The sequence below is a fragment of the Accumulibacter sp. genome (assembly GCF_036625275.1).
Taxonomy (GTDB): Bacteria; Pseudomonadota; Gammaproteobacteria; order Burkholderiales; family Rhodocyclaceae; genus Accumulibacter.
This window is the reverse complement of record NZ_JAZKUD010000040.1, coordinates 12,563-37,413: the sequence shown is the minus strand read 5'-3', so window position 1 is coordinate 37,413 and position 24,851 is coordinate 12,563. Positions and strand designations below refer to the sequence as shown.

The following is a 24,851-nucleotide window of genomic DNA, read 5'->3' as shown; positions in this document are numbered from 1 at the left end:
CGATCTGCGTCTTGCCCGTCGTGGTGTCGGCGTCGGAGTCGCTCGCGTCGTTGCCGACATTCTGACCGGTGAACACGGTGCCTGCCGGGGCGGCAAACTGTACCTGGTATTCCACGCCCGGCGTCAGGCCCGTGAATTCGTAGAAACCGTCGGTGCCGGTGGTGGTGGTTGCTGTGGTGTTGTCGCCCGCCGTGGCAATCAGCCCGTCGGCGCCACCGCCGATCAGGGTCACGGTCTGGCCGCTGATGCCGGTCGCGCCGTCGTCCTGCTGGCCGTTGGCGTTGCTGTCGAGCCACAGCCGGTCGCCCAGGCTGGCGGGGGGAATCACCACGCCCGCATCGAGCGTCGGGTTGTGTTCGCCCGAGGCCAGCGTGACGATCTGCGTCTTGCCCGTCGTGGTGTCGGCGTCGGAGTCGCTCGCGTCGTTGCCGACATTCTGACCGGTGAACACGGTGCCTGCCGGGGCGGCAAACTGTACCTGGTATTCCACGCCCGGCGTCAGCCCCGTGAATTCGTAGAAACCGTCGGTGCCGGTGGTGGTCGTCGCCGTGGTGTCACCCACCCCGTTGATCAGCCCGTCGGTTCCACCGCCGATCAGGGTTACGGTCTTCCCGCTGATGCCGGTCGCGCCGTCGTCCTGCTGGCCGTTGGCGTTGCTGTCGAGCCACAGCCGGTCGCCCAGACTGGCGGGAACATAGACACCGGCATCAAGCGTCGGGTTGTGTTCGCCCGAGGCCAGCGTGACGATCTGCGTCTTGCCCGTCGTGGTGTCGGCGTCGGAGTCGGAAACGTCGTTGCCGACATTCTGACCGGTGAACACGGTGCCTGCCGGAGCGGCAAACTGTACCTGGTATTCCACGCCCGGCGTCAGGCCCGTGAATTCGTAGAAACCGTCGGTGCCGGTGGTGGTGGTTGCTGTGGTGTTGTCGCCCGCCGTGGCAATCAGCCCGTCGGCGCCACCGCCGATCAGGGTCACGGTCTGGCCGCTGATGCCGGTCGCGCCGTCGTCCTGCTGGCCGTTGGCGTTGCTGTCGAGCCACAGCCGGTCGCCCAGACTGGCGGGCTGGACCAGCCCCGCGTCGATGGTCTGATTCGATCCGCCTGGCGGAAGCGTAACGACCTGACTGAATCCAGAGGTTACATTTGCGTCGCTGTCGGCAGCATCCTGGGCGTTGCCATTTGCATCCTGCTTGGTGAACTGATATGAGGTCGGCGCAATGAATTTCACCTGATAGTCACCCGCCTTGAGGCCAGTGAACTGGTAAAAACCATGCTCGACCGCTGCAGTACTAAAGTCGTCGCCGGTCTTGGTACTCGTAATGAAGTTGCCGCTGCCATCGTACAACTCGACGACCACATTGTCGACGCCAGGTTCATTGAGATCCTGGAGGCCGTTACCGTTGCCATCGAGCCAGACGTAGTCGCCGAGTCTGGCGCTCTGCAACTGGATGATCAGCGGCTGCACGTTGCCCGTCGGGTCAATGAACGTCGTAAAGAACGCATCGGTGGGCAATACGCCGTTGCCGCTGGCGATGGCGGCGGCCGATTGGGACACGAGGAAGTCGATGTCAGCAGAGTTGACGACGTTATTGCCACCGTCGTTCAGGAATGGAGTCTGGCCTGCAGCGAGAATCTGGGCGTCGGTAAAGCCGAGGATCTTCCAGATGGCCGTCTGCACCTCACCGTAGTTGAATTGGCCACCGAACTTGGGGTCGGAAGTCGGATTTTGCGCCAGTAGCCAGTTGATTCGATCGATCTGTGGCTGCGTCAGCACCAGCGAACCGGATGGATCAAACGACGGCACCGTGTTGCCAGGGTAGTTCGTCGTGCCGGGATAGGTTGTCGGCGACAAGTGGATGTCGATCAAGGGGGTAAGACAATAGGCGTCATACACGCCATTGGGAAGCAACGGTTCTGTGCTGTTGGTGACGATCATGTCAAGGAAACTCGGCGCACCGAGGTCCGGCTGCTGGGTCGCAGGAGCGAATGAAGTACCGGCCGCGTTGGTTGCTGGAGAGGTGACACGGATAGTGAATGTGCTCATGGCTTGGGTCTCTGGGTCAAAGATAAATTAGTCAGAACAGCCATGTTGCACCCCGCTGCGAATTTTCCACGGACTTCTTCCACAGACTCTGCAAGATGATGATGGCAGTCGGCTTGATGATCGGCACCTGACGCCGAGAACGCCAGGAATCAAGGGGCAGGAATCGAAACGCCCCTTCTCCAGGCGTGAGTGACTCGGCTTTACTTCTTGTTACGCCGGGCTACCAGCATCGCGACAGCTGCAGCGGCGACCAGCGCCAGCGATTCCGGCTCCGGAACGTTCAGCACAGGGGCTGCAAAAGCAGGAATGGCAGTAGACATCAGAACGGCGATAGAGAGTAGTGCGCGCATGGAAAGACTCCTCTTGAAAAAGTTGATCATTGATTAATTAACACTTTTACTGCCCACTCATTGAGCGGCAGCCAAGGCGCACAAAGCACAACTCGTGCCAATTAGTTTCATAATCTGGTTTAATGATGGATTTCATCTCCGGCTACAGGACCGTTCCACAGCACTGTAAGAAATTCCGACACATGACCCATGTCGGCGACAGGTATCGCGGATACAGGCAGCGGTTTTCACCTTGACGTTGACACAGCCTGCAGACACCTGCAGGTCGGCAGTGATGTTGGCAACCAATCTGCGGCAGGTGCGATGCCACATCCCAACCGGCGTCCGGATACTCAATCCCTGGTTGGACTCCCGAGATCCGGGTCGTACTGGATGGCTTTTCCCGCCGAGGCTGGCGGATCGCTTGATGTGAAGGGCTCGATGGCTTATGGCGCGGGGAGGATGCCTCCTCCGCGGTGGCGCGATCCGGCCTCAATGCCCAGCGCTCAAGCCCCCCGGCAGATCAATGCTCTCGACCTAACACGCGCCTGGCGTAGGCCCCTTTGAGTTCGGCAGGAATCGAGCGGATCAGGGCCCGCATCTGGCGGTCAGACCGGCGCTGGCGATCCGGCTTGCCGCCACGCTTCCAGGCCCGATAGCCGCTGAGGCTGACGTCGAGCCCGTCGCACCTTTCGGCCAGGACAAACGCATTTCCTTGCTCGGCAATCCAGGCGACCTTCACAGAACCTCCCTGGCGAAGGACGCCGCCGCTTTTTGATGATTTCAAGCTCCCGTTTGAGCCGGAGATTTTCGGCACGCAGCCTGGACAGTTCCCTCTCGTCCGGCGTGACCACTATGCCCCCCACCCCATTGAGCTGGCCTTCTGCGGACGCTTTTATCCCGTGACGCAAGGTCGCCCAGCCCAAGCTCCTTGACCACGGCACGGATGCTTTGACCCTCCTTGACCCGCTTGACCGCCAGTTCCTTGAACTCGGCCGTGTAGGCCTGTTTCGGTCTCTTCATTTCCTGCCTTCCAAAAGTGACATCAATTGTAGGTCACCCTGGGCAGACGAAATTTCGGGGGGAAGCTCAGTTACCCAGATTTCAAATTTCCGTCCCACCACCAACGGATAATCATCTCGAAGGCCTTGAAATTCATGTCGCCCGGCCCTATTATTAGCACTCGTTAGCGGTGAGTGCTAATATTTCTGCTCCTGAGTCTTGTCCTCAGGGCTGCAGGTTCTGATCGTCGATGTCCTTTTATATGCTTAACCCCAAGGAGAAGCTGCATGAAAATTCGCCCGTTGCATGATCGCGTGATCGTCAAACGTCTTGAAGAGGAGCGCAGGACCGCCTCCGGTATCGTGATTCCCGATACAGCCGCCGAGAAGCCTGACCAAGGCGAAATTCGCGCCGTTGGCAATGGCAAGATTCTTGATGATGGCAGCGTCCGCGCCCTGGCCGTCAAGGTTGGCGACCGGGTCCTGTTTGGCAAATACGCCGGCCAGACCGTGAAGGTCGATGGAGAGGAACTGCTGGTCATGCGTGAAGAAGACATCATGGGCGTCGTCGAGGCATAGGGATCGCGTTCACGGAAAGATCCCCGCCCACACAGCCTTAGCACCCAAATTTCAATTCAGAATCCAATCATCCAAGAAACTTAGGAGTTATCTCTATGGCAGCTAAAGACGTCAAGTTTGGCGATAGCGCACGCGCTCGCATGGTCGAAGGCGTGAACATCCTGGCCGACGCAGTCAAGATCACGCTCGGTCCGAAGGGCCGCAATGTCGTTCTGGAGCGCTCGTACGGCTCTCCAACCGTGACCAAGGATGGGGTCTCGGTCGCCAAGGAAATCGAACTGAAAGACAAGTTCGCCAATATGGGCGCCCAGATGCTCAAGGAAGTGGCCTCCAAGACTTCCGACATCGCCGGGGACGGAACCACGACTGCGACCGTGCTGGCGCAGTCGATCGTCCGCGAAGGCATGAAGTACGTGGCTGCAGGCATGAACCCGATGGACCTCAAGCGCGGCATCGACAAAGCGGTCGTGGCCACCGTCGACGAACTGAAAAAACTCTCGAAGCCCTGTTCGACCAGCAAGGAAATTGCCCAGGTCGGCGCGATCTCGGCCAACGCCGATGCGGACATCGGTGACATCATCGCCAAGGCGATGGACAAGGTTGGCAAGGAAGGCGTGATCACTGTCGAAGACGGCAAATCCCTGAACAACGAACTCGACGTCGTCGAGGGCATGCAGTTCGATCGTGGCTACCTGAGCCCCTACTTCATCAACAACAACGAAAAACAGAACGCGATTCTGGAAAACCCGTTCATCCTGATCTTCGACAAGAAAATCTCGAACATCCGTGATTTGCTGCCGATTCTCGAACAGGTCGCCAAGTCCAGCCGCCCGCTGTTGATCGTCGCTGAAGATGTCGATGGAGAAGCACTCGCCACCCTGGTGGTCAACAACATCCGCGGCATCCTCAAGACTTGTGCCGTCAAGGCACCAGGCTTTGGCGACCGCCGCAAGGCGATGCTCGAAGACATTGCGATCCTGAGCGGCGGCCAGGTGATTGCCGAAGAAGTCGGCCTGACCCTGGAAAAAGCCACCCTGGCGGACCTCGGCCAGGCCAAGCGCATCGAAATCGGCAAGGAAAACACGACGATCATCGACGGCGCTGGAGTCAGCGCGAACATCGAGGCGCGTGTCAAGCAGATTCGTGCGCAGATCGAGACCGCCACCAGCGACTACGACAAGGAGAAACTGCAGGAACGGGTCGCCAAACTCGCAGGAGGCGTCGCCCTGATCAAGGTGGGTGCCGCTACCGAAGTCGAGATGAAGGAGAAAAAGGCACGCGTCGAGGACGCGCTGCACGCCACTCGTGCCGCGGTTGAGGAAGGAATCGTTCCTGGCGGCGGCGTCGCCCTGCTGCGTTCCCGCCTGGCACTCGCGTCGCTCAAGGGTGATAACCACGACCAGGAAGCCGGGATCAAGATCGTTTTACGCGCCATGGAGCAGCCGCTGCGCGAAATCGTCGCCAATGCCGGCGACGAACCGTCCGTCGTGGTCAATGCCGTGCTTCAGGGTACCGGTAATTTCGGTTATAACGCCGCCACCGGTGAGTACGGCGACCTGGTTGAAATGGGCGTTCTCGATCCAACCAAGGTCACGCGTACGGCACTGCAAAATGCGGCTTCGATCGCCGGCCTGATGCTCACCACCGACTGCCTGGTCGCCGAACTGGCTGAGGAAAAGCCGGCGGCCATGGGCGGCGGCATGGGTGGTGGTATGGGTGGCATGGGTGGTATGGGTGGTATGGACATGTAATGTCCGCAGAACCCGGAGCCATCGTCGATGAAAAAACCCCGCTTCGGCGGGGTTTTTTGTTGAAGTCTAAAATGGGGAACTATCGTTCCTTGCTTTCCAGCGCCGATTTGTTGATGTCGATCTTGTAGCGCAGGCGTAGTCCGGCAAGGTAGGCCGCAAAATCCTCTTGCCCGAGGATCGTGCTGTATTCACCCTGCAAGGCCTTGCGCCGGTTGTCGTCCACCTTTTCCGGATGGCTGACCGCCGTAATCTTGTAGAGTGCGTAGCCTCCGCCTCCCAGATCCGCACCCACGTAGGCTGGCAGCCGGCGGACGTCGGCTCTAAAGATCGCCTTCAGCGATGCTACCGGCAACTGACGGGCGTCCTGCCTGGAAACGTTTCTGAGCGGCGCCCAGGCAAGCTTGTCCTCCGCCCCCTGCTGCAATTCGCGGAGCTTGGACTCGCCCGCTGCACGGGCCAATGCGGCCTCTTCCTCAGCCTTGAGCCGCGCTTCAATTTCAGTCTTGACGGCTGCCATGGGCTGCGTGGTCGCTGGCCGATATTCGATCACCCGTGCGGCCAGAAGCGTATTTGGGGCAACCTCGACCGCTTCGGTATTCCGTTTCTTCTTCAGTGATTCTTCCGAAAACACCGAGGCCAGCACTTTCTGGTTACCCAGTTGGCCCAGGCCAGCCAACATCTCCGGAGAGGGACTGCGCGGCAACCAGCCGGATTGCTGGATTTTCAGCTTGAACTTCTCGGCAGCCGGCTGCAGGCTGTCCGGCTGCTCGTAGACCATGTTGCTGAAGGTCTCGGCCGCCTCGGCAAACTGTCGTGAGGCCGCTTGCCGCCGCAGTTCATCTTCGATCTCCGAGCGTGCGTCGGCAAGCGAACGCAACTTGCCCGGCTTGATTTCGGTCAGCCTGATAATGTGATAGCCGAATTCGGACTGCACCAGACCGGAAAGCTCATTTTCCCGCAGTCCAAACACACTATCCTCGAATGGCTTGACCATCATGCCGCGCCCAAAAAAACCAAGATCGCCCCCTTTTTCAGCAGATCCGGGATCCTGCGAATGCTGCCTGGCCAGTTCGGCAAATCTCGCCGGCGACTTCTGGACTTCCTTCAGCACCTCTTCCGCCTTGGCGCGTGCTTTTTCCCGGTCCATGTCGCCGCTCGCGAGAATCAGGATATGGCTGGCTCGCCTCTCTTCGGCTTGCTGGTAACGATCCTGATGGCCCTCGTACCAGGCAATCACTTCGCCATCGCCAGGCTTGACCTGCGCCAGCAATCCTTCGAGAGACAGGACCACGTACTCGACCCTGGCTTGTTCCGCCACTTCAAAGCGTTTCAGGTTCTGTGCATAGTATTTCTCGATGGCCGGCAGCGTGATCTTCACCTGCTCGGAAAATTGCTCCGGAGCGAATCGCCACTCGGCAATCTGCCGCTCTTCGGTCTGTATGCGCAGCAGTTTATCGACCACCTTGTTGCCCGCCATACCGGTCTCCCCAAGTGCGCCGACCAATTGCTGCAGCGTGAGATCCTGTCGCATCTGCGCTTCGAATTGCGCTTGTGACATACCCTGGGCGGCAAGCGCCGCCTGATAGCGAGCCATCGAAAATTGACCATTTTCCTGCAAGGCAGGGATCTTGCCGATGGCATCCCGAAGCAGGCTATCGCTGGCACCCAGTCGTCCTTGCGAGGCCTCAAGGAGAAGCAGGCGCTGATCCACCAGCGAATTGAGAACCGCCAGCCTGGCTTCCGGCGTATTCATCGATTCCGGACGGAAACTGGCGCCCAGTACCTGCCGCAGGCGATCCTGCTGGGCGCGCCAGGCTTGATCGAACTGCGGCAGGGTGATCTTGGTGTCACCCACACTAGCCAGATCGGCCCCCGCCCCGGTGTTGCGCACGTATGAGTCAATGCCCCAGAAGGCAAAAGGCAGGGTGATCAAGGCAAGGAATATCTGAACAACTCTCTTGTTGTTGCGAACGGCGTCAAAGAACATGGGGGGTAGCTCGCTAACTCACTGGAACGTTGAAGCAAAAAAAGGCGAACTTGCGTTCGCCTTTCGGCTGTGGCGGAGTGGACGGGACTCGAACCCGCGACCCCCGGCGTGACAGGCCGGTATTCTAACCAACTGAACTACCACTCCCGAACGCTCTGCAACACCGTTCTTCCTGGTGGGTGCTGACGGGCTCGAACCGCCGACATCCAGCTTGTAAGGCTAGCGCTCTACCAACTGAGCTAAGCACCCTTCGTGTGACCAACGCATGAAAACCCGAGTCTACCGCATCCGTCGCGACTTGGCCAGACCAAAACCTGCCTCCATCACCATGGATCAGTGGGCCAGACAAAGCGATGCGCGCGCCAGCCGACAGGCTGGCGCCGATGTTCAATGCGTGAGGACGGTGGCCACACTCTCCGGAGTGGGCGCTGCAACCGGTGGGGTAGCCGGCTCCTCGACCGACGCGGGCTCGGGTTTGCGCTCAAGCGCATGCTCGAAGACTTGGTCAATCCACTTGACCGGTATGATCTCCAGCTTGTTCTTGATGTTGTCCGGAATCTCGGCCAGATCCCTGACGTTCTCCTCCGGAATCAACACTCTGGCCAGGCCACCGCGAACGGCTGCCAGCAGTTTTTCCTTGAGTCCGCCAATCGGCAGGACCTCGCCACGCAGAGTAATCTCGCCCGTCATCGCGACATCGCAACAGACCGGAATACCCGTGAGGACGGAAACCAGCGCCGTACAAATCCCGACCCCCGCTGACGGCCCATCCTTCGGGATGGCTCCTTCCGGAAGGTGAATATGAATATCGCTTTTCTGATAAAAATCAAGATCAATGCCAAGCGACTGCGCGCGCTTGCGCACCACCGACAGAGCCGCCTGAACCGACTCCTGCATGACCTCACCGAGTTTGCCGGTGGTCGTCGTCTTGCCCTTGCCTGGCAGGACCACCGACTCAATGGTCAGCAGTTCGCCACCGACTTCGGTCCAGGCCAGGCCCGTCACCTGCCCCACCTGGTTTTCGCGCTCGGCAACACCATAGTTGAAACGACGCACCCCCAGGAATTTGTCGAGATTGCGCGCACTGACGGCAACCTTCCCCTGGCTTTTTCTGAGCAGTAGCGTCTTCACCACCTTGCGACAGATCTTGGAGATGTCGCGTTCAAGCGATCGCACCCCCGCCTCACGCGTGTAGTAGCGAACGATGTCACGCAAGGCGCTTTCCGCCATCATCAGTTCGGTGGTCTTCAGGCCGTTGTTCTTCATCTGCTTGGGGACCAGATAACGCTGGGCAATATTGACCTTCTCGTCCTCCGTATAACCGGAAAGCCGGATCACTTCCATACGATCCAGCAAAGGCGCCGGGATATTCAGCGTATTGGCGGTCGCGACGAACATCACCTCCGACAGATCGTACTCGACTTCAACATAGTGATCGACGAAGGTTGAATTCTGCTCGGGATCGAGAACCTCGAGCAGCGCCGAACTCGGATCGCCCCGGAAATCCTGGCCCATCTTGTCGACTTCGTCGAGCAGGAAAAGCGGGTTCTTGACACCGATCTTGCTCATGTTCTGCAGAATCTTGCCCGGCATCGAGCCAATATAGGTCCGGCGATGACCACGGACTTCGGCCTCGTCGCGTACGCCGCCGAGGCTCATGCGAACGAACTTGCGACCGGTTGCGCGCGCGATCGACTGTCCAAGCGAAGTCTTGCCGACCCCCGGAGGACCCACCAGGCACAGAATCGGCGCCTTGAGGCGTTCGACCCGCTGTTGCACGGCCAGATACTCGATGATGCGTTCCTTGACCTTTTCCAGACCCCAGTGATCGGTGTCGAGAATCTTGCCGGCGGCAGCGAGATCCTTGCTGATGCGCGTCCGCTTGCGCCACGGCAGACCGATCAGCGTCTCGATGAAATTACGCACCACCGTCGCTTCCGCCGACATCGGCGACATCAGCCGGAGCTTCCTGAATTCCGCCAATGCCTTGGCAAGTCCTTCCTTGCTCATTCCGGCGGTCTTGATCTTCTTGTCCAGTTCCTCCAGATCGGCACCTTCCTCACCTTCACCGAGTTCCTTCTGGATCGCCTTCACCTGCTCGTTGAGGTAATACTCGCGCTGACTCTTCTCCATCTGGCGCTTGACGCGACCGCGAATGCGTTTCTCGACCTGCAGGATGTCGATCTCGGATTCGAGTTGTGCCAGCAGACGCTCGATGCGTGCGCGGATATCGAACATTTCGAGAACTTCCTGCTTCTGCTCGAGCTTCAGGGGCAAATGCGCGGCAATGGTATCGGCAAGACGCCCGGCATCCTCGATGCCCGCGATCGAAGTCAGGATCTCCGGCGGAATCTTCTTGTTGAGCTTGACGTACTGGTCGAATTGACCGATCACCGCACGGCGCAGGGCCTCGACTTCATGATTCAGACCCTCGTCAGCGACCACCGGACGCACGCCCGCGAAAAACATTTCCTCGCGAGCATTGATGGCCTCCAAACGAGCGCGCTGCGCCCCTTCGACCAGCACCTTCACGGTGCCGTCGGGCAGCTTCAACATTTGCAGAATATTGGCCACGCAGCCAACAACGTACAGATCGTCGGCTTCCGGATCATCCTTGACCGCGGACTTCTGGGCCACCAGGAGGATGCTTTTGCCGGCCTCCATGGCCACTTCAAGCGCCTTGATCGACTTCGGACGCCCGACAAACAGTGGAATCACCATGTGCGGAAAAACCACTACATCGCGTAGGGGAAGCAGGGGTAATTCCACTGGCTCGGCTGACAGCTTGGGGGTTGCAGACATCGATTGTGCCCTTCAGGTGAGAGTTCAAGCCCCGAGATGGTGACAAGAACCTATATTTCAAGCCGCACAGGAAGCGGCCAGCACATCAGTTGCCGCCAGAAACCTTCGGCTGATCAGCATAGATCAGGATGGGCTGCGCGTCACCAACGATCACGTTCTCGTCGATAACCACCTCTGAGACATTCTCCATTCCGGGAAGTTCGTACATGGTATCCAGCAACACCGCCTCAAGAATCGACCGCAGGCCACGCGCACCGGTCTTGCGTTCAAGCGCTTTCTTGGCAATGGCCTGCATCGCCACGGGACGGATTTCGAGCGCCACCCCTTCCATCGCGAACAGCTTCTGGTATTGCTTCACCAGCGCATTCTTGGGTTCGACCAGGATTTGCACCAGCGCTGCTGTCGACAATTCCTCAAGCGTGGCAAGCACCGGCAAGCGCCCGATCAGTTCCGGAATCAGGCCAAACTTGATCAGATCCTCGGGTTCGACGGTACGCAACACCTCACCGACCGCTTTCTTGTTATCCTTGCTTTTCACTTCGGCGCCAAAGCCCATACCACCGCGTTCGGATCGATTGCGAATGACCTTTTCGAGACCGTCGAAGGCACCGCCACAAATGAACAGGATGTTGGTGGTATCCACCTGCACGAAGTCCTGGTTCGGATGCTTCCTCCCACCCTGTGGCGGGACAGAAGCGATCGTCCCTTCGATCAGCTTGAGCAGTGCCTGTTGCACACCCTCGCCCGAAACGTCACGGGTGATCGAAGGATTGTCGGACTTGCGCGAAATTTTGTCGATTTCGTCGATGTAGACGATACCGCGTTGTGCCTTTTCGGTATCGTAATCCGCCTTCTGAAGCAACTTCTGAATGATGTTCTCGACATCCTCGCCGACATAGCCGGCTTCGGTCAATGTCGTCGCATCGGCCATCACGAAAGGCACGTCAAGCATGCGCGCCAGCGTCTGCGCGAGCAGTGTCTTGCCCGATCCGGTAGGGCCGATGAGCAGGATGTTGCTCTTGGCGAGTTCAATTTCGTCCCGGCCCTTGCCAAAATGACGCAACCTTTTGTAGTGGTTATAAACGGCCACCGACAGGATGCGTTTGGCCGGATCCTGACCGATCACATATTGATCGAGGAGCGCCGAGATTTCCTTGGGTGTCGGCAGATCGCTGTTTGCACCCTTGCCGCCTGGCTCGCTGGCGATTTCATCACGCACGATATCGTTGCAAAGCTCGATGCATTCATCACAAATGAATACCGACGGCCCGGCAATGAGCTTCTTCACCTCATGCTGGCTCTTGCCGCAGAACGAGCAGTAAAGGAGTTTTTCAGTGCCACTTTTCTTTTCCGTCATTCGACCTACCTCACTGTCAAGCCTGATGTCGGCTGCCCGGATGCGAGATCAAATCGCTTCCCGATTGGTCAGCACCTTGTCGATCAGACCGTATTCTGCCGCTTCCTGCGCAGAAAGGAAATTGTCGCGATCAGTATCGCGTTCAATGCGCTCAATCGCCTGGCCCGTGTGATGAGCCATCAGGTCGTTGAGTTTGGCACGCAAGGAAAGAATTTCCTTGGCGTGAATCGCGATGTCCGACGCCTGTCCCTGAAACCCCCCCATGGGCTGGTGAATCATCACTCGCGAATTGGGCAGGGCAAAACGCTTGCCATGGGCACCTGCTGCGAGCAGAAAAGCCCCCATTGAGCAGGCCTGCCCCATACACAGGGTCGATACGTCAGGCTTGATGAACTGCATGGTGTCGTAAATGGAAAGGCCGGCCGACACTGCACCGCCAGGAGAGTTGATATAGAAATGGATGTCCTTGTCCGGATTCTCGGCTTCCAGAAAAAGAAGCTGCGCCACCACCAGATTCGCGGTCACGTCGTTAACCGGGCCAACCAGAAAAATCACCCGCTCCTTCAGCAATCGCGAGTAGATGTCGTATGCCCGTTCGCCACGACCACTCTGCTCGACCACCATCGGAACCAGGCCCAGCGCCTGCGGATTCCAGGGGTTTGTGTAGTCAATGCTCATTTCGTTTCCTCTACTCCGAGAATCGTGTCTATTCAGGACCACCGGATCAGGACTGCTGCCCCATCAATTCAGCAAAGGCAATCGGCTTGTCGACCACCATCACCTTCGCCAGCGCCCAGTCCACCACGTTGGCCTCGATCGCCGCAGCCTCGAAGTCGGCAAGGCGCTCCGGCTGTGCGTAATGCCAACGGACCACCTCTTCCGGATGTTCATAACTTTGCGCCACTTCCTCGACCATCGCCCGCACCTGCTGTGGCCTGGCCTCCAGTCCATACTGTTTGACGATCTCGGAAAGAATTAGGCCAAGACCGACCCGTTGCCTGGCTTGATCGGCAAACCACTCGGGCTGCATCGGCATCTCATTGACCTTCAAGCCGCGCCGCTCCATATTCTGACGGGTCGACTGCATCAAATGCTCGCTCTCTCGGTGGATCAGCCCCCCCGGCACCTCGACGGGGTTGGCCTGCAATAGCGCATCCATCACCTGGCTGCGAATTCTTGCCTGCAGCCGGTTTCTGACCTCGCGCTTGAGATTGTCCTCGATCTCGGCACGCATTTTGACAAGATCGCCATCTTCAACACCAAGGGCCCTGGCAAAGTCGGCGTCCACCTCCGGGAGTACCGGTTCGCCCACTTCCTTGACGGAGATGTCGAAAGTCACCGACTGCCCTGCCAGTTCCTTGGAGAAATATTCGGCAGGAAAGGTCATGTCGAAAGATTTGGCTTCGCCTGGACGTGTCCCGATGACCGCGCTTTCAAAGTCGGACAGCATCTTGCCTTCGCCAAGCACAAAACGGTAATCCTTGCCCTGACCACCGGCAAATGGCTGACCATCCCGCTTCCCGAGGAAGTCGATACTCACCTGGTCGGCCTTTGCGGCGGCACGATCGACCGGCTCGTAACGAACGCGCTGCTTGCGCAGGATTTCGATCGTCCTGTCGATTTCGGTCGGACCGACGACAAGCACCGGGCGTTCGATTTCCACGCCCTCCAGATCGCGCAGCACAATTTCCGGATAGACCTCGAAGATCGCCGAGAATTCGAGATGCGTCGGGTTGTCGCTGTTTTTCGCTTCGATCTTTGGAACGCCCGCAACGCGCAGCTTTTGCGCAGTGACGGCGGCGCTGAACAGTTGCGCAAGTGCCTCGGTCAAGGCCTCTTGACGAGCCTGCTGGCCATATTGCAGGCGGGCGATGTTTGCCGGCACCTTGCCTGGCCGGAAACCCGGCATCTTCATGTTCCTGCTGAGGCGCTTGAGGCGCTGGTCAACGTCCTTTTCGAAGTCAGCAATGCTTAACGACAGGTCAACACGGCGCTCAAGAGCGCTCACAGCCGGGGTGCCTGAGGTTAATTCGTCAGAAATAACAGCGTTCGTTTCCATTAAGAATCCTTGTGATTCGGGCTGAAAGATGACCGGCACCTGACCCGGTCGGAAGAACCCTCGCCGGCAAAAAATACTGTGCTGGCAGCCAGAGCAAAGGCTTTAAAAATCATCCTGCTGTTCGAGCAATCGTTCGGAGTCAGGAGACTTCACGGTGCAAAGGGTCTTCAAGAGCATTCGCCAAGCATCCGAAACATCCGCAAGTTGCGCACATCCAAAACGCCACCCGCTTCGCTTCTGCGTCCCTGTCCGCGCGCCAATGGCGTCTCCGCGCACGGAAAGCGAGCGATTCTACAGCAATATTGGACGACTCGAAACATCGCCGTGCAGCCAGGGCCCTGGATACCTGCCGAGCACGAGCAACCTGCCATGGCCCGCAAAACGAGTGCTGCGCAGGTGTCCAAGATCGGTTTGTGCAGACTACTTCACCGCTTGTCTTCAGCCGCATGCACATACTCCGACCGCGAGGCAATACGCGCTGCAGAAACATCTGAAATATCGTATCGTGAGCGCCGCTCGCCGCTGGCCTGCAGATCCTGTGCCCGGTGCGTGTAAGGAAAGCCAGCGACCTCCCGACCCATGCCGACAAACCACCGGAGAATGAAAGTCATGCACGCCACCCTGCCCCTTCTCACGACCACCACTTTCCCGGCTTTGACCCGGCGTTCGGTGGAAACGGTCCAGGCCAACCTCGGCTATCGTTGTAATCAGAGCTGTCTACATTGCCATGTCAATGCCGGTCCACAGCGCAGGGAGGAAATGACTGCAGAAACGATCGATGCGCTGCTCGCCTTCATCAGTGCCAGCCCCGAAGTCGGGACGCTGGACCTGACAGGTGGCGCGCCCGAGTTAAACCCGCATTTCCGCCGCCTGGTCATCGCCGGCCGCGAACGCGGCCTGCGAGTCATTGACCGCTGCAACCTGACAATCCTGGAGGAAGCCGATCATGCGGATCTGGCCGACTTTCTGGCCCGGCATCGTGTCGAGGTGATCGCTTCGCTGCCCTGCTATCTGGAGGAGAACGTCGATCGGCAGCGCGGCAAGGGCACCTTCGAAGCGAGCATCAAGGGCTTGCGACGCCTCAATGCGCTGGGTTATGGCGTGCCGGACAGCGGCCTGATCCTGAATCTGGTCTTCAATCCGCAGGGGCCCACGCTACCGCCGCCGCAAGGACCGCTGGCCGTCGCCTATCGTGCCCACCTCGGAAACGAATTCGGCATCGTTTTCAACGAGTTGTTCACACTGACCAATATGCCGATCCAGCGCTTCGGATCAATGCTGGTCTCGAAGGGCCAGTTCAACAGTTACATGCAGCTATTGCGCAGCGCACACCGGGAAGAGAACATCGAGCAGGTCATGTGTCACAACCTGCTGTCAATCGACTGGCAGGGCTACCTTTATGATTGCGACTTCAACCAGCAGCTCGGTTTGCCGATGACCGGAAGCGGTCGCCGGCGCCTGCACATCACCGAGGTACAGGCGGCCTCGCTCGACGGATATCCGATCCAGGTGGCCAACCACTGCTATGGCTGCACAGCAGGCCAAGGATCAAGTTGCGGCGGCGCCCTGGGTGGCGAGACGGCCGCGGCACCGACCTGCGGAGCCTGATTGCGGCGGACAGACCGCTGCAGCCGTCAGCCAGGCAAGCGCGCTACCGACATGACGAAAGGAGATCAAAACCATGAGCATCCAGCCCCTCGACGGCATCAAGGCGTGCGTATTCGACGCCTACGGCACGCTCTTCGACTTCAACAGTGCAGCGCTCGCGGCCAGCGACGAGATCGGTGACAACTGGCAGCGCCTTTCCGAACTGTGGCGCCAGAAGCAATTGCAATACACCTGGCTGCGCGGACTCGCCGGCCGACACGCAGACTTCTGGCAAGTCACTGGCGATGCGCTCGATTTTGCCCTGAATACCCTTGGCATCGACCGGCCCGGCCTGCGGGAACGACTGATGGACCTTTATCTGCATCTCGGATGCTATGCCGAGGTTCCCGAAACGTTGCGCCGGCTACAGGCAGCGGGAATGAGGCTGGCGATTCTCTCGAACGGCACGCCGGCGATGCTCGCGACGGTGGTCTGCCACAGCGGCCTGGAGAATGTCTTCGATGCTGTGCTCTCGGTTGAGGAAGTGGGCGTCTTCAAGCCACACCCGGCAGTCTACGCGCTGGCCTGCGAACGCCTGCAATTGGCCCCGACGGCGATCTGCTTCCTTTCGTCGAATGCCTGGGATGCCTATTCGGCCAAGGCTAGCGGCCTGCGAGTCCTGTGGTGCAACCGCTTCGGACAGGCGCCGGAACGGATTCCCGAGACACCCGATGGCGAGATCAAGGATCTCTCTGCCCTACCGGCGATACTGTTTCCTCACCCGCCCGCGGGCGAGAGTCGATCGGGGAATCGCTGACGCGACCTGCACCTTAACGACTCATTCACGCGATCGCAGCGAACGATCGGCTTTCCCTGGCATTGTCAGCGACAGCAACAGCAGGAAACAGCCAACGACGGTTGCGGCCATGCCGCCCTGCAGGACGGTTGCGAGTTGAAACGTTCCCAGGTAGTAATTGCCGGCCAAACGCAGGACTCCGGCGGTGATGCACAGCAGCAGGCCACCGATGCCGGCGACACGTCCCGACAGGAGCAGAAAGGCATCCATTTCTCACCTCATTGCATAACGCAAAATATGATTTTCGGCTGTTTCTGGAACAGCGGTACGACATCAGGGCCAACGCCGATCAGGCGAGGCAACGAATAGCCAGCAGTGTAGGCGAAATTGCCGGGTCCGGACAGGCCAGTGTGACCGGGGGTGCGAACGAAAGTGTTGGACGGATACCTGACTCCCCTCCTCCGCGAGGGGGGAGGGGCGATCACCGATGCCAACGTCTCTTCATCGGACAAAGGACTCCGACCAACACGTTCAGTCGTACCCGTGGCCGGGCCTGATCATCCTGACGAGACGCCCGCAGGAAGGACCTCCCGGTCGGAGCAGGTCCGATATCCAATAGACTCTTCGGCTCACCATTCCAGGAGGACACCATGCTCGCTGCCCTGACCCAACTGCTGCTCTTTCAGCTCGCCGGCGAAGTCATCGCCCGAGGCATCAACCTGCCGCTTCCGGGTCCGGTGCTCGGAATGGTTTTCCTCTTCTTCGCGCTCATGCTGCGCGGCGGCCCTGGCCAGGAACTGCAGTCGACCGGCCAGAACCTGCTGCAACATCTCTCCCTGCTCTTTGTACCGGCCGGCACCGGCATCATGGTGCATCTGCACCGTGTTTCCGATGAGTGGCTGCCCCTGCTGCTCTCCCTGCTGATCAGCACTGTCGCCACCCTCGTTGTCACGGCGCTGGTGATGCGCCTTTGTCAGCGCCGGCGAACATCGACTGGAGAAACCCCATGAACCCGCAACTCGGCGAAATCTGGGTTTACCTGTCGGCCTCACCCCTGCTCGGTCTGAGCATGACCCTGCTGGCCTACCAGGGTGCGTTCTGGCTATACCAGCGCTCAGGTCAGAACCCTCTGGCCAACCCGGTGCTGATTGCAGTTTCGTTGCTGGTGCTGTTCCTGACCCTGACCGGGACACGCTACGAAACCTACTTCGCCGGCGCCCAGTTCGTCCATTTCCTGCTCGGCCCGGCCACGGTGGCGCTCGCCATTCCTCTCTACACCCAGTTCAAACGGATCCGGACGATGCTGCTACCCGTCATTGCCGGCCTGCTGGCGGGCAGCCTGACGGCAGTGGCATCGGCCGTGCTGATCGGCCGCTGGCTGGGTGCCAGCCTGCCGACACAGCTTTCGCTGGCACCCAAATCGGTGACCACACCGATTGCCATGGCCATCGCTGAACGGATCGGCGGCATTCCCTCGCTGACGGCCGTACTGGTGATCATGACCGGCGTGCTGGGTGCAGTTGGCGCCCGTACCATTTTCGACGCCATGAAGATCCACGACCCGGCCATTCGCGGCTTTGCCATCGGCGTGGCTTCGCACGGGATCGGCACGGCACGGGCCTTTCAGGTCAATGAGCAGAGCGGCGCCTTTGCGGCACTCGCCATGGGCCTCAATGGCGGGCTGACCGCCCTGCTGGTGCCCCTGATGGCAAGCTGGATCGGCAAAGGCTGACGGCGATCAATCGCATCCCGGCCCTTTCATTGCCCGTGCCAGTAACGGCGATACTCGGTTCGATACGCGGAAAGAACAGGCCTGCTGGCCAGCCTGATGCGCACCGCGCCATCCCGATCGGTGCGCCACACCTGGCTGCCGGAATAACGTTCAACGACCTCGGGGCGGGGGTGCTGATAGCGGTTTCGGTAACCGACGGGAATGATCACCGCACGCGCGCCGACGGCGGCGATGAAATCGGGCGTCGACGACGTACTGCTGCCGTGATGCGGCACCAGCAGCACGTCACTGCGCAACCGGGAAGCAGCCCGATCGAGCAGGGCCTGCTCGTCGCGCGCTTCGATGTCGGAGGTCAGCAGGACACTGGCGAAGGCGTTCTCGATCCGCAGAACGCAACTCATGTGGTTGGTCCTGGCAGTCTTGTGCTCGTAAGCAGCGGCTTCGGGATGCAGGATCGTGAAACGAACACCGTCCCACTCCCAGGCCTGCCCGGCCTGACAACGTTCGCCGGGCAGTTCGGGAAGCGACGACAGGGTACGCACGATCGGCACGGCTTCCTGCACGGCAACGACGCCACCCGAGTGGTCCTTGTCGCGATGGGTCACGATCAGCGAATCGAGCCGCCCGATTCCGCTGGCGCGCAGGTAGGGGACGATGATGCGTTGGCCGGCGTCCGACTCGGCGCTGTACAGCGGCCCGGTATCGTAGAGAAGATTGTGTTCGGCAGTACGCACAACGACCGCCAGTCCCTGGCCGACGTCGAGGACGTCCACCCAGGCATCACCCGCCGGTGGTCGTGCTGCCGGCCAGAGCAGCACTGGCAGCAGCAGACACAGGCCCAGCCAGCGTGCCGGGAAACCACGGGGCAACAATAGCCAGATCACCCCGAGCACCGCCACCAGCGTCGCTGCCAGCGGCGGTGCCGGCTGTTCCCAGACCGGCCAGATCGCCAGCCATTCGAGAAAACCCATCAAACCGGACAGCAGCCAGTGATCCAGGTAAAGCAGCGGTGGCCAGGGCAGGACCGCAAAGAGCAGCGCCAGCGGCGTGACCATGAAGCTGACCAGCGGGATCGCGAGCGCGTTGGCCAGCGGCGACACCAGCGAAAACTGCTGAAACATCAGCAGCAGCAGCGGCAGCGTCCCGAGGGTCACTGCCCACTGCGTCGCACCCCAGTTGGCAAGCACCCCTCGCCAGCCACGGGCAGCCCCCAGCCGGGCCGTGCCGACAAAAAAGAGCAGCCCGACAGCCGCGAAGGAAAGCCAGAATCCCGGCGCCAGCACCGCCCAGGGGTCGAGCAGCAGCACCGCCAGCAGCGCCAGCAGCAGGCTGCGGCTGGCGCCGAGATTGCGGCCCGACCACAGCGCCAGGGCGACGACGCTCAGCATGTAGACCGTCCGCTGTGCCGGTACGGCAAAACCGGCGAGCAGGGCGTAGCCGAAAGCCGTGAACCAGCCGGCAGCGATCGCCGCTTTCTGCGCCGGCAGAAAAAGCATCAGCCGCTCGCTGCGCCGCCACCACCAACCGACCAGACCGCCAAACAGCGCCGCCACCATCGTCACATGCAGGCCGGAGATCGACATCAGATGTGTCACTCCGGTTTGCCGGAACAAGCGCCACTGCGCTGCCGGGATCGCCTGCTCGTCGCCGATCGCCAGCGCAGCGAGAATGCCCACATACGGGGCCTCGGGCAAAACCCGAAAAAAGGCACTGCGAATATGGTCACGCCAACGCTCGATGACGTAGGCAGGCCGCAGCACAAAGTCGTCGAGACGCTGTGCCTCGGCGCGCGGACGCACATAGCCGGTGGCGCGCAGGCCACGCTCGAAGAGCCAGGCCTCATAATCGAAGCCATGCGGGTTGGCGTTGCCATGCGGGCGTTTGAGACGAACGGTGAAGCGCCAGCGCTCGGCCGGGCGAATCAGCGGAGCATCGCGCCATTCGTCTTCGCGCCCGCCGTGATACCAGGAAAGCATGATCCGCCGCGGCAGACGCGCGCCGGGCGTTGCCACCGCCTCGACGTCGAATTCGCAGCGTTCACCGCGCTCGAAGGCATGCGGCAGCGCCGCGACGACGCCAACGACCTGCACATCACGCCCCTCCCACTCGACCGGGAGCTGATTCAGCAATCGCTGCTCGGCGAGCAGTGCCGCCCAGGCCAGGCCCAGTATGGCACAGGCGATGGCCGTGGCAATTCGTCCCGGTGCATGCTGCCAGCGGCCACTGCAGAGCAGCAGCAAAGCTCCGCCGGTCAGCAATCCAGCGACGAGCGACGACGCCGGCAGACTCTCCTGAAGCTGCAGGCAGCCGACACCGAGGGCAAAAGCAAGAATGTTGCCGCGCATGACGAATTAGGCGATCTCACGAATCGCGGTAGCACGTGTCATCGTGTCACGGTCGGCCCCAGCCCGATACGATTCAAGCTCGTGCCGCGACCAGGGGTTAATATGAAAGTCGCGCCAGCGACTCGCGAATCTCCCTTCTCCCGCGCGCGGGAGAAGGGCCGGGGATGAGGGAAACGGTCATGACTTTCATCATCCGGGGTATCTCGACAGTCATGACCGTTAGCAGTCGAAGCTCGTCTCCGCTAGCTCGGGGTTCGGGCGGCGGCGGGGTTTCCCGCCCCTACGAAGCTCAGCCCAGCCTGAAGCGCCGCACTTCTGCTTCGAGACTTTCCGAGAGACGTTCGAGCTGCGCCGCCGTGGCGGCGTTGCCGGCAACGGCGGCGCAGTTCTCTTCGGCCATGCGCGCGACCTGCTCGACATGGCTTGCAATCTCGGTGCTGGCGACGCTTTGCTCGCGCAGCGCATGCGAGATGTCGGCCACCTTTTCCACCACCTGCCGCGCATTACCGCCAATTTCGTTGATCGACTCGCCCGCCTGGGTGGCCAGCGCGACGCCCTCCGCCACCCGGCTGACCCCCTGGCTCATGCTCGCCACCGCGTCGCGCGTGCCGCTCTGAATCGACGCAATCATCGTCGAAATCTCCTGCGTTGAACGAGCCGTCCGCTCAGCCAGCTTGCGCACTTCGTCGGCCACCACCGCGAAACCGCGCCCCGATTCGCCGGCACGCGCCGCCTCGATGGCCGCGTTGAGCGCCAGCAGGTTGGTCTGGTCGGCAATTTCCTTGATCACATTGACGATCGCCGAGATTCGTTCCGAGCGACCACCCAGCTCGGCGACGATCGCCGCCGACTGGTTGACCACCTCGGCGATCCGCTCGATCTCGCGGACGACATTGCCGACTACGCGACTGCCGTCAGCGGACAACTCGCCGGCCCGGCTGGAAATCCGATTGGCATCCTGTGCGTTGGTCGACAACTGTTCGATCCCTGAGCGCATCTGGTCGATCGCGCCGGCCATGTTTGACGCTGCCGCGCTCTGTTGCTCGCTGCTGCCATTGATCTGCGCGGCCGACCTGGCCAGCTTCTTGGTCGCACCGAGCACTTCGCTGGCACCGTGGTGGACATTCTCGATCAGGCCGCGGAATGCGCTCACCATCTCGTTGAGGCTGTCACCGACGAGTTTCAGTTCGTCGCGTGTGCCCAGGTCGACACGCACATTGAGATCGCCGGTGGCGATCGTGCGCGCATCGTCGGCAAGGCGATCGATGCTGCCAATGGTCGCGTAAAACAGGCCGATCGACACATACGCGTAGAGCAGCAGGATCAGCACCGACACCGCAATACTCGTGGACAGCTCACGCTGCGCGCGCTCGATGCGGCGCTGCACCAGCTTCTGGAGCGTCGGGAACAGCGTCTCGAACATCTCCTGGTAGCCCTTTTCGATCGATACCGTGGTCAGCGCAAAATAGTCGTCGGGAAGCGTTGCGTAGGTCCCCGAGAGGATGTCCTGGTTCACCAGCGCGCTGACTTTCTGGGCCGCCCCGCTCATGTCGGTGATCGAAGCCTGCAGCGCGGCCTGCAGGTCGGGATTGTAGCGCGCAGTCTTTTCAAGATTGCGGCGCAACGAATCGACCGAAGCATTCAGTCCGGACAGCAGGACCGTGAATTCGAGCTGTTGTGAGGGCACCAGCGGGATTTTCCGGGTCAGCACGCCAGTCCCCAGCGCCCGCAACTGGCCCATGCGCTCGATCGCCAGGGGCGATTTGTCGACCAGCGTATCGATCAGGTAAGCAGAATCAATATCCGGGTCATTGGTCAGCGTGTACTCGTCACTGACCAGCGCCTGGAAGGTCAGGAGATCGTCGATCAGTCGATTGTGTGCCTCGACATTCTCGCGCGGGATCAGGTCGAGCCCCTCCTTCTCGATGGCGGTCCAGGCTTCGATGATTTTTTTCCAGGCCGCGCTCGCTGCGAATTCCGGTGTCAGTCTGGCGTCAACGGCCTTCAAGGCGGAGTGCACCTCCTTTTCCCGGGCAGCGCGCTGGTCCTTCATCGCCTCGTTGCCGCCGAGCACGCCCGCAGAGAGACCGCGATGGACCTGCAGGTGCTGGACCATGCGGGCGAGCGGCTTGATCACTTCGATCCCGGCCAGTTCCCGCTGCGAACTGTCGATCACCCGGTGCAGGCTCTGGTAGAGGTTCAGCAGCAGCACGGCGATCGCCAGCAGCGCCAGTACCCCCATGATCGCAAACTTTTTCGTATAGCCGACGCGGTTGAGCAGCGTGATGACCGGGGCAAACAAGGTTTTCATGGGCAGCCACCTCCGGATTATTACAAAATCATAAATTCCAGTCGTCGGCAACCGGTGCCGGAACCTGAGACATGCGTCGGGCGGAATGCAGGCTGCCGTCGCGCAGCGTCAGAATGCGCTCGGCACGCTCGGCAAGCGCCGGGTCGTGGGTGACGATCACGAAACTCGTCTGCCGCGAACGGTTGAGCGCCAGCATCAGCTCGAAAACGCTGGCAGCGGTCTGCCGATCGAGATTGCCGGTCGGCTCGTCGGCGAGCACGCAGGCCGGTTCGGTGACCAGTGCGCGCGCGATCGCCGCCCGCTGCCGCTCGCCGCCCGACAGCTCCGACGGCGTGTGCCGCAAGCGGTGCCCGAGTCCGACCTCGCCGAGCACGAGCGCCGCACGCGCTTCCGCCTCGGCTTTCGGCATGCGCCGGATGTACAGCGGCATGGCGACGTTCTCCAGCGCGCTGAACTCGGCGAGCAGGTGATGAAACTGATAGACGAAACCCAGGTGGCGATTGCGCAGGTTGCCGCGCTGTGCCTCGTCGATGCGGTTCAGGTCGTTCCCCATCAACTGCACCTCGCCGGCGTCGGCGGCGTCGAGACCACCGAGCAGATGCAGCAGCGTGCTCTTGCCCGAACCCGAAGCACCGACGATCGCCACCCGTTCGCCAGCCCGGATTTCGAGATCGACACCGAGCAGCACCGGGACTTTGCTGTCGCCCTGCTGATAGATCTTGCGCAAGCCCTGACAGGCCAGAACCCGTTCACTCATAACGCAGCGCTTCCGCAGGATTGACGCGTGCTGCGCGCCAGCTTGGGTAGATCGTCGCCACGAGCGCCAGCAGGAAAGCAACGCCGGTAATCGTCGTCACGTCGCCCCACTGCAGCTCCGAGGGCAGATTGGAAATGTAATACACCTCCTTGGCGAGAAACTGTGTGCCGAGCAGTCGCTCGATGAACGGCACCACGACATCGACGTTGAGCGCCAGGGCGACACCGCCGGCGACACCGAGGCCGAGGCCGATGCAACCGATCAGCGCCCCCTGCACGATGAACACCACCATGATGCTCGCCGGACTGGCGCCGAGCGTGCGCAGGATGGCAATGTCCGACTGCTTGTCGGTAACCGCCATGACCAGTGTCGAAACGATGTTGAAAGCGGCCACGGCAACGATCAGCGAGAGGATGATGAACATCATGTTCTTTTCGATCTGCACGGCGCGAAAGAAATTGGCGTGGCTGCGCGTCCAGTCGCTGATGAAGGCATGGGTATCGAGCCTGCCGGCCAGCGAACGCGCCACCCGTGGTGCGACGAAGAGGTCGTCGAGTTTCAGGCGCACGCCGGAAACCCGGTCATCCATGCGGTACAGGCGTTGCGCATCGGCCAGGTGGATCAACGCCAGACCGCTGTCGTACTCGTACATGCCGACCTCGAACAGACCGACGACATGGAAAGTCTTCAGACGCGGCACTACGCCGGCCGGGGTCACCACGCCCTGCGGTGCGATCAGCGTCACCCGGTCGCCGACGAAAACGCCGAGCGCGCGCGCCAGCTCCGAACCAAGGATGATGTTGAAGAGATCCGGCTGCAGGGCGTCGAGGCGACCACTTTTCATGTGCGGTCGGAAGTCTGCAACCCGGTCCTCGAGATCCGGCAGGATGCCGCGCACCAACGCACCGCGCACCGACTGCCCGTAGGCGAGCATCCCTTGCGCCTGTACGAAGGGCGCGGCGGCAAGCACCTGTGGCTGTCCGGCAGCCTGCTTCGCGACCGCTTCCCAGCCGGCCATTTCGCCACTGACGCCGGTAATCTCGACATGCGAGACGACGGCGAGAATGCGCGACCGCAATTCGGTCTGAAAACCGTTCATCACCGACAGCACGACGATCAGTGCCGCAACACCCAGCGCGATACCGCACATCGAGATCAGCGAGATGAAGGAAATGAAATGGTTGTGCTTCTTGGCGCGCGTATAGCGCAAGCCGATCAGCAACTCATAGGGCAGGGCCATCAGCGGCAAAAACTCATCTCAAGGAACCGTTCGAAGCGCCAAAACGGCAAAGGCGCTATGCTACACTTTTCCGACAATGGCTGCCCTCCCCAGCAAGCACTCGGGTGCGAATGAAAGTGTTGGTCGAAGTGTCTTGTTCGATGGAGAGGCGTTGACATCGGTGATCGCCCTCCC

General features: G+C 60.7%; 19 protein-coding genes, 2 tRNA genes and 1 pseudogene. 6 read left to right on the top strand and 16 right to left on the bottom strand.

The annotated features are described in order from the left end of the window. From V5B39_RS13280 to V5B39_RS13270, 3 genes and pseudogenes are all read right to left on the bottom strand, one after another. On the bottom strand, positions 1–2,044 hold a 2,044-nt coding region (locus tag V5B39_RS13280; RefSeq protein WP_332343370.1), incomplete at its 3' end, for an SdrD B-like domain-containing protein. A gap of 200 nt (positions 2,045–2,244) precedes the next feature. Beyond that, positions 2,245–2,394 carry a PEP-CTERM sorting domain-containing protein gene (locus tag V5B39_RS13275; protein ID WP_332343369.1) on the bottom strand — a complete coding sequence of 50 codons (150 nt, stop codon included), beginning with the start codon at positions 2,392–2,394 and terminating at the stop codon, positions 2,245–2,247. Positions 2,395–2,926: 532 nt separating this feature from the next. After that, positions 2,927–3,396, bottom strand: a pseudogene (locus V5B39_RS13270) (transposase); the annotation flags it as partial. A gap of 266 nt (positions 3,397–3,662) precedes the next feature. Between V5B39_RS13270 and groES the strand changes: the two are divergent. Then, entirely contained in the window at positions 3,663–3,953 is a 291-nt protein-coding gene (gene groES, locus V5B39_RS13265) for a co-chaperone GroES (RefSeq protein ID WP_332343368.1), read from the top strand. A 95-nt stretch (positions 3,954–4,048) separates the two neighbouring features. Continuing rightward, positions 4,049–5,704 (top strand): chaperonin GroEL, encoded by a 1,656-nt coding sequence (groL, locus tag V5B39_RS13260; RefSeq protein WP_332343367.1) that lies wholly within the window; start codon positions 4,049–4,051, stop codon positions 5,702–5,704. 79 nt (positions 5,705–5,783) lie between these two features. Here the strand turns inward: groL and V5B39_RS13255 are convergent, their stop codons facing one another. The 8 genes from V5B39_RS13255 to V5B39_RS13220 form a co-directional block, all read right to left on the bottom strand. Continuing rightward, complete coding sequence (locus tag V5B39_RS13255; protein WP_332343366.1) at positions 5,784–7,691, bottom strand: SurA N-terminal domain-containing protein; 1,908 nt, start codon at positions 7,689–7,691, stop codon at positions 5,784–5,786. A 70-nt stretch (positions 7,692–7,761) separates the two neighbouring features. Continuing rightward, positions 7,762–7,838, bottom strand: a tRNA-Asp gene (locus tag V5B39_RS13250). A 26-nt stretch (positions 7,839–7,864) separates the two neighbouring features. Then, positions 7,865–7,940, bottom strand: a tRNA-Val gene (locus V5B39_RS13245). Between the two features lie 138 nt (positions 7,941–8,078). After that, positions 8,079–10,493, bottom strand: a complete 2,415-nt coding sequence (gene lon, locus V5B39_RS13240) for an endopeptidase La (protein WP_332343365.1) — start codon at positions 10,491–10,493, stop codon at positions 8,079–8,081. A gap of 85 nt (positions 10,494–10,578) precedes the next feature. Further along, entirely contained in the window at positions 10,579–11,850 is a 1,272-nt protein-coding gene (gene clpX, locus V5B39_RS13235) for an ATP-dependent Clp protease ATP-binding subunit ClpX (protein WP_332343364.1), read from the bottom strand. 48 nt (positions 11,851–11,898) lie between these two features. Next, on the bottom strand, positions 11,899–12,528 hold the full coding sequence (gene clpP, locus V5B39_RS13230) for an ATP-dependent Clp endopeptidase proteolytic subunit ClpP (RefSeq protein ID WP_332343363.1): 630 nt from the start codon (positions 12,526–12,528) through the stop codon (positions 11,899–11,901). A gap of 46 nt (positions 12,529–12,574) precedes the next feature. Next, positions 12,575–13,909, bottom strand: coding sequence for a trigger factor (gene tig / locus V5B39_RS13225; protein ID WP_332343362.1), 1,335 nt, complete (start codon positions 13,907–13,909; stop codon positions 12,575–12,577). 425 nt (positions 13,910–14,334) lie between these two features. Continuing rightward, complete coding sequence (locus V5B39_RS13220) at positions 14,335–14,520, bottom strand: hypothetical protein (protein WP_332343361.1); 186 nt, start codon at positions 14,518–14,520, stop codon at positions 14,335–14,337. On the opposite strand from V5B39_RS13220, the gene arsS reads away from it, so the two are divergent. Further along, the gene (gene arsS / locus V5B39_RS13215) at positions 14,519–15,517 is read left to right on the top strand and encodes an arsenosugar biosynthesis radical SAM (seleno)protein ArsS (RefSeq protein ID WP_332343360.1); all 999 of its coding nucleotides are present in this window, start codon (positions 14,519–14,521) and stop codon (positions 15,515–15,517) included. The two genes, V5B39_RS13220 and arsS, sit on opposite strands and share 2 nt — an antisense overlap. A gap of 73 nt (positions 15,518–15,590) precedes the next feature. Next, positions 15,591–16,313, top strand: a complete 723-nt coding sequence (locus V5B39_RS13210) for a haloacid dehalogenase type II (protein WP_332343359.1) — start codon at positions 15,591–15,593, stop codon at positions 16,311–16,313. Positions 16,314–16,334: 21 nt separating this feature from the next. Here the strand turns inward: V5B39_RS13210 and V5B39_RS13205 are convergent, their stop codons facing one another. Next, the gene (locus V5B39_RS13205) at positions 16,335–16,562 is read right to left on the bottom strand and encodes a hypothetical protein (RefSeq protein ID WP_332343358.1); all 228 of its coding nucleotides are present in this window, start codon (positions 16,560–16,562) and stop codon (positions 16,335–16,337) included. A gap of 380 nt (positions 16,563–16,942) precedes the next feature. Between V5B39_RS13205 and V5B39_RS13200 the strand changes: the two genes are divergently transcribed. Together V5B39_RS13200 and V5B39_RS13195 are read left to right on the top strand one after the other, a co-directional pair. Further along, positions 16,943–17,302 (top strand): CidA/LrgA family protein, encoded by a 360-nt coding sequence (locus V5B39_RS13200; protein ID WP_332343357.1) that lies wholly within the window; start codon positions 16,943–16,945, stop codon positions 17,300–17,302. Beyond that, positions 17,299–18,024 (top strand): LrgB family protein, encoded by a 726-nt coding sequence (locus tag V5B39_RS13195; protein ID WP_332343356.1) that lies wholly within the window; start codon positions 17,299–17,301, stop codon positions 18,022–18,024. The genes V5B39_RS13200 and V5B39_RS13195 overlap by 4 nt, the downstream gene beginning before the upstream one ends. A gap of 26 nt (positions 18,025–18,050) precedes the next feature. Here V5B39_RS13195 and V5B39_RS13190 read toward each other — a convergent pair whose 3' ends face one another. From V5B39_RS13190 to V5B39_RS13175, 4 genes are all read right to left on the bottom strand, one after another. Further along, entirely contained in the window at positions 18,051–20,369 is a 2,319-nt protein-coding gene (locus V5B39_RS13190) for a DNA internalization-related competence protein ComEC/Rec2 (protein WP_332343355.1), read from the bottom strand. Between the two features lie 289 nt (positions 20,370–20,658). After that, on the bottom strand, positions 20,659–22,680 hold the full coding sequence (locus V5B39_RS13185) for a methyl-accepting chemotaxis protein (RefSeq protein WP_332343354.1): 2,022 nt from the start codon (positions 22,678–22,680) through the stop codon (positions 20,659–20,661). 28 nt (positions 22,681–22,708) lie between these two features. Continuing rightward, positions 22,709–23,437, bottom strand: coding sequence for a lipoprotein-releasing ABC transporter ATP-binding protein LolD (gene lolD / locus V5B39_RS13180; protein WP_332343353.1), 729 nt, complete (start codon positions 23,435–23,437; stop codon positions 22,709–22,711). Then, positions 23,430–24,677 (bottom strand): lipoprotein-releasing ABC transporter permease subunit, encoded by a 1,248-nt coding sequence (locus V5B39_RS13175; protein ID WP_332343352.1) that lies wholly within the window; start codon positions 24,675–24,677, stop codon positions 23,430–23,432. The genes lolD and V5B39_RS13175 overlap by 8 nt, the downstream gene beginning before the upstream one ends. Positions 24,678–24,851 lie beyond the last annotated feature (174 nt).

Coding starts and splice junctions, on each gene's coding strand:
- V5B39_RS13275 (WP_332343369.1), bottom strand. CDS start 2,394: ATGCGCGCACTACTCTCTATCGCCGTTCTGATGTCTACTGCCATTCCT.
- groES (WP_332343368.1), top strand. CDS start 3,663: ATGAAAATTCGCCCGTTGCATGATCGCGTGATCGTCAAACGTCTTGAA.
- groL (WP_332343367.1), top strand. CDS start 4,049: ATGGCAGCTAAAGACGTCAAGTTTGGCGATAGCGCACGCGCTCGCATG.
- V5B39_RS13255 (WP_332343366.1), bottom strand. CDS start 7,691: ATGTTCTTTGACGCCGTTCGCAACAACAAGAGAGTTGTTCAGATATTC.
- lon (WP_332343365.1), bottom strand. CDS start 10,493: ATGTCTGCAACCCCCAAGCTGTCAGCCGAGCCAGTGGAATTACCCCTG.
- clpX (WP_332343364.1), bottom strand. CDS start 11,850: ATGACGGAAAAGAAAAGTGGCACTGAAAAACTCCTTTACTGCTCGTTC.
- clpP (WP_332343363.1), bottom strand. CDS start 12,528: ATGAGCATTGACTACACAAACCCCTGGAATCCGCAGGCGCTGGGCCTG.
- tig (WP_332343362.1), bottom strand. CDS start 13,909: ATGGAAACGAACGCTGTTATTTCTGACGAATTAACCTCAGGCACCCCG.
- arsS (WP_332343360.1), top strand. CDS start 14,519: ATGCACGCCACCCTGCCCCTTCTCACGACCACCACTTTCCCGGCTTTG.
- V5B39_RS13220 (WP_332343361.1), bottom strand. CDS start 14,520: ATGACTTTCATTCTCCGGTGGTTTGTCGGCATGGGTCGGGAGGTCGCT.
- V5B39_RS13210 (WP_332343359.1), top strand. CDS start 15,591: ATGAGCATCCAGCCCCTCGACGGCATCAAGGCGTGCGTATTCGACGCC.
- V5B39_RS13205 (WP_332343358.1), bottom strand. CDS start 16,562: ATGGATGCCTTTCTGCTCCTGTCGGGACGTGTCGCCGGCATCGGTGGC.
- V5B39_RS13200 (WP_332343357.1), top strand. CDS start 16,943: ATGCTCGCTGCCCTGACCCAACTGCTGCTCTTTCAGCTCGCCGGCGAA.
- V5B39_RS13195 (WP_332343356.1), top strand. CDS start 17,299: ATGAACCCGCAACTCGGCGAAATCTGGGTTTACCTGTCGGCCTCACCC.
- V5B39_RS13190 (WP_332343355.1), bottom strand. CDS start 20,369: ATGCGCGGCAACATTCTTGCTTTTGCCCTCGGTGTCGGCTGCCTGCAG.
- V5B39_RS13185 (WP_332343354.1), bottom strand. CDS start 22,680: ATGAAAACCTTGTTTGCCCCGGTCATCACGCTGCTCAACCGCGTCGGC.
- lolD (WP_332343353.1), bottom strand. CDS start 23,437: ATGAGTGAACGGGTTCTGGCCTGTCAGGGCTTGCGCAAGATCTATCAG.
- V5B39_RS13175 (WP_332343352.1), bottom strand. CDS start 24,677: ATGGCCCTGCCCTATGAGTTGCTGATCGGCTTGCGCTATACGCGCGCC.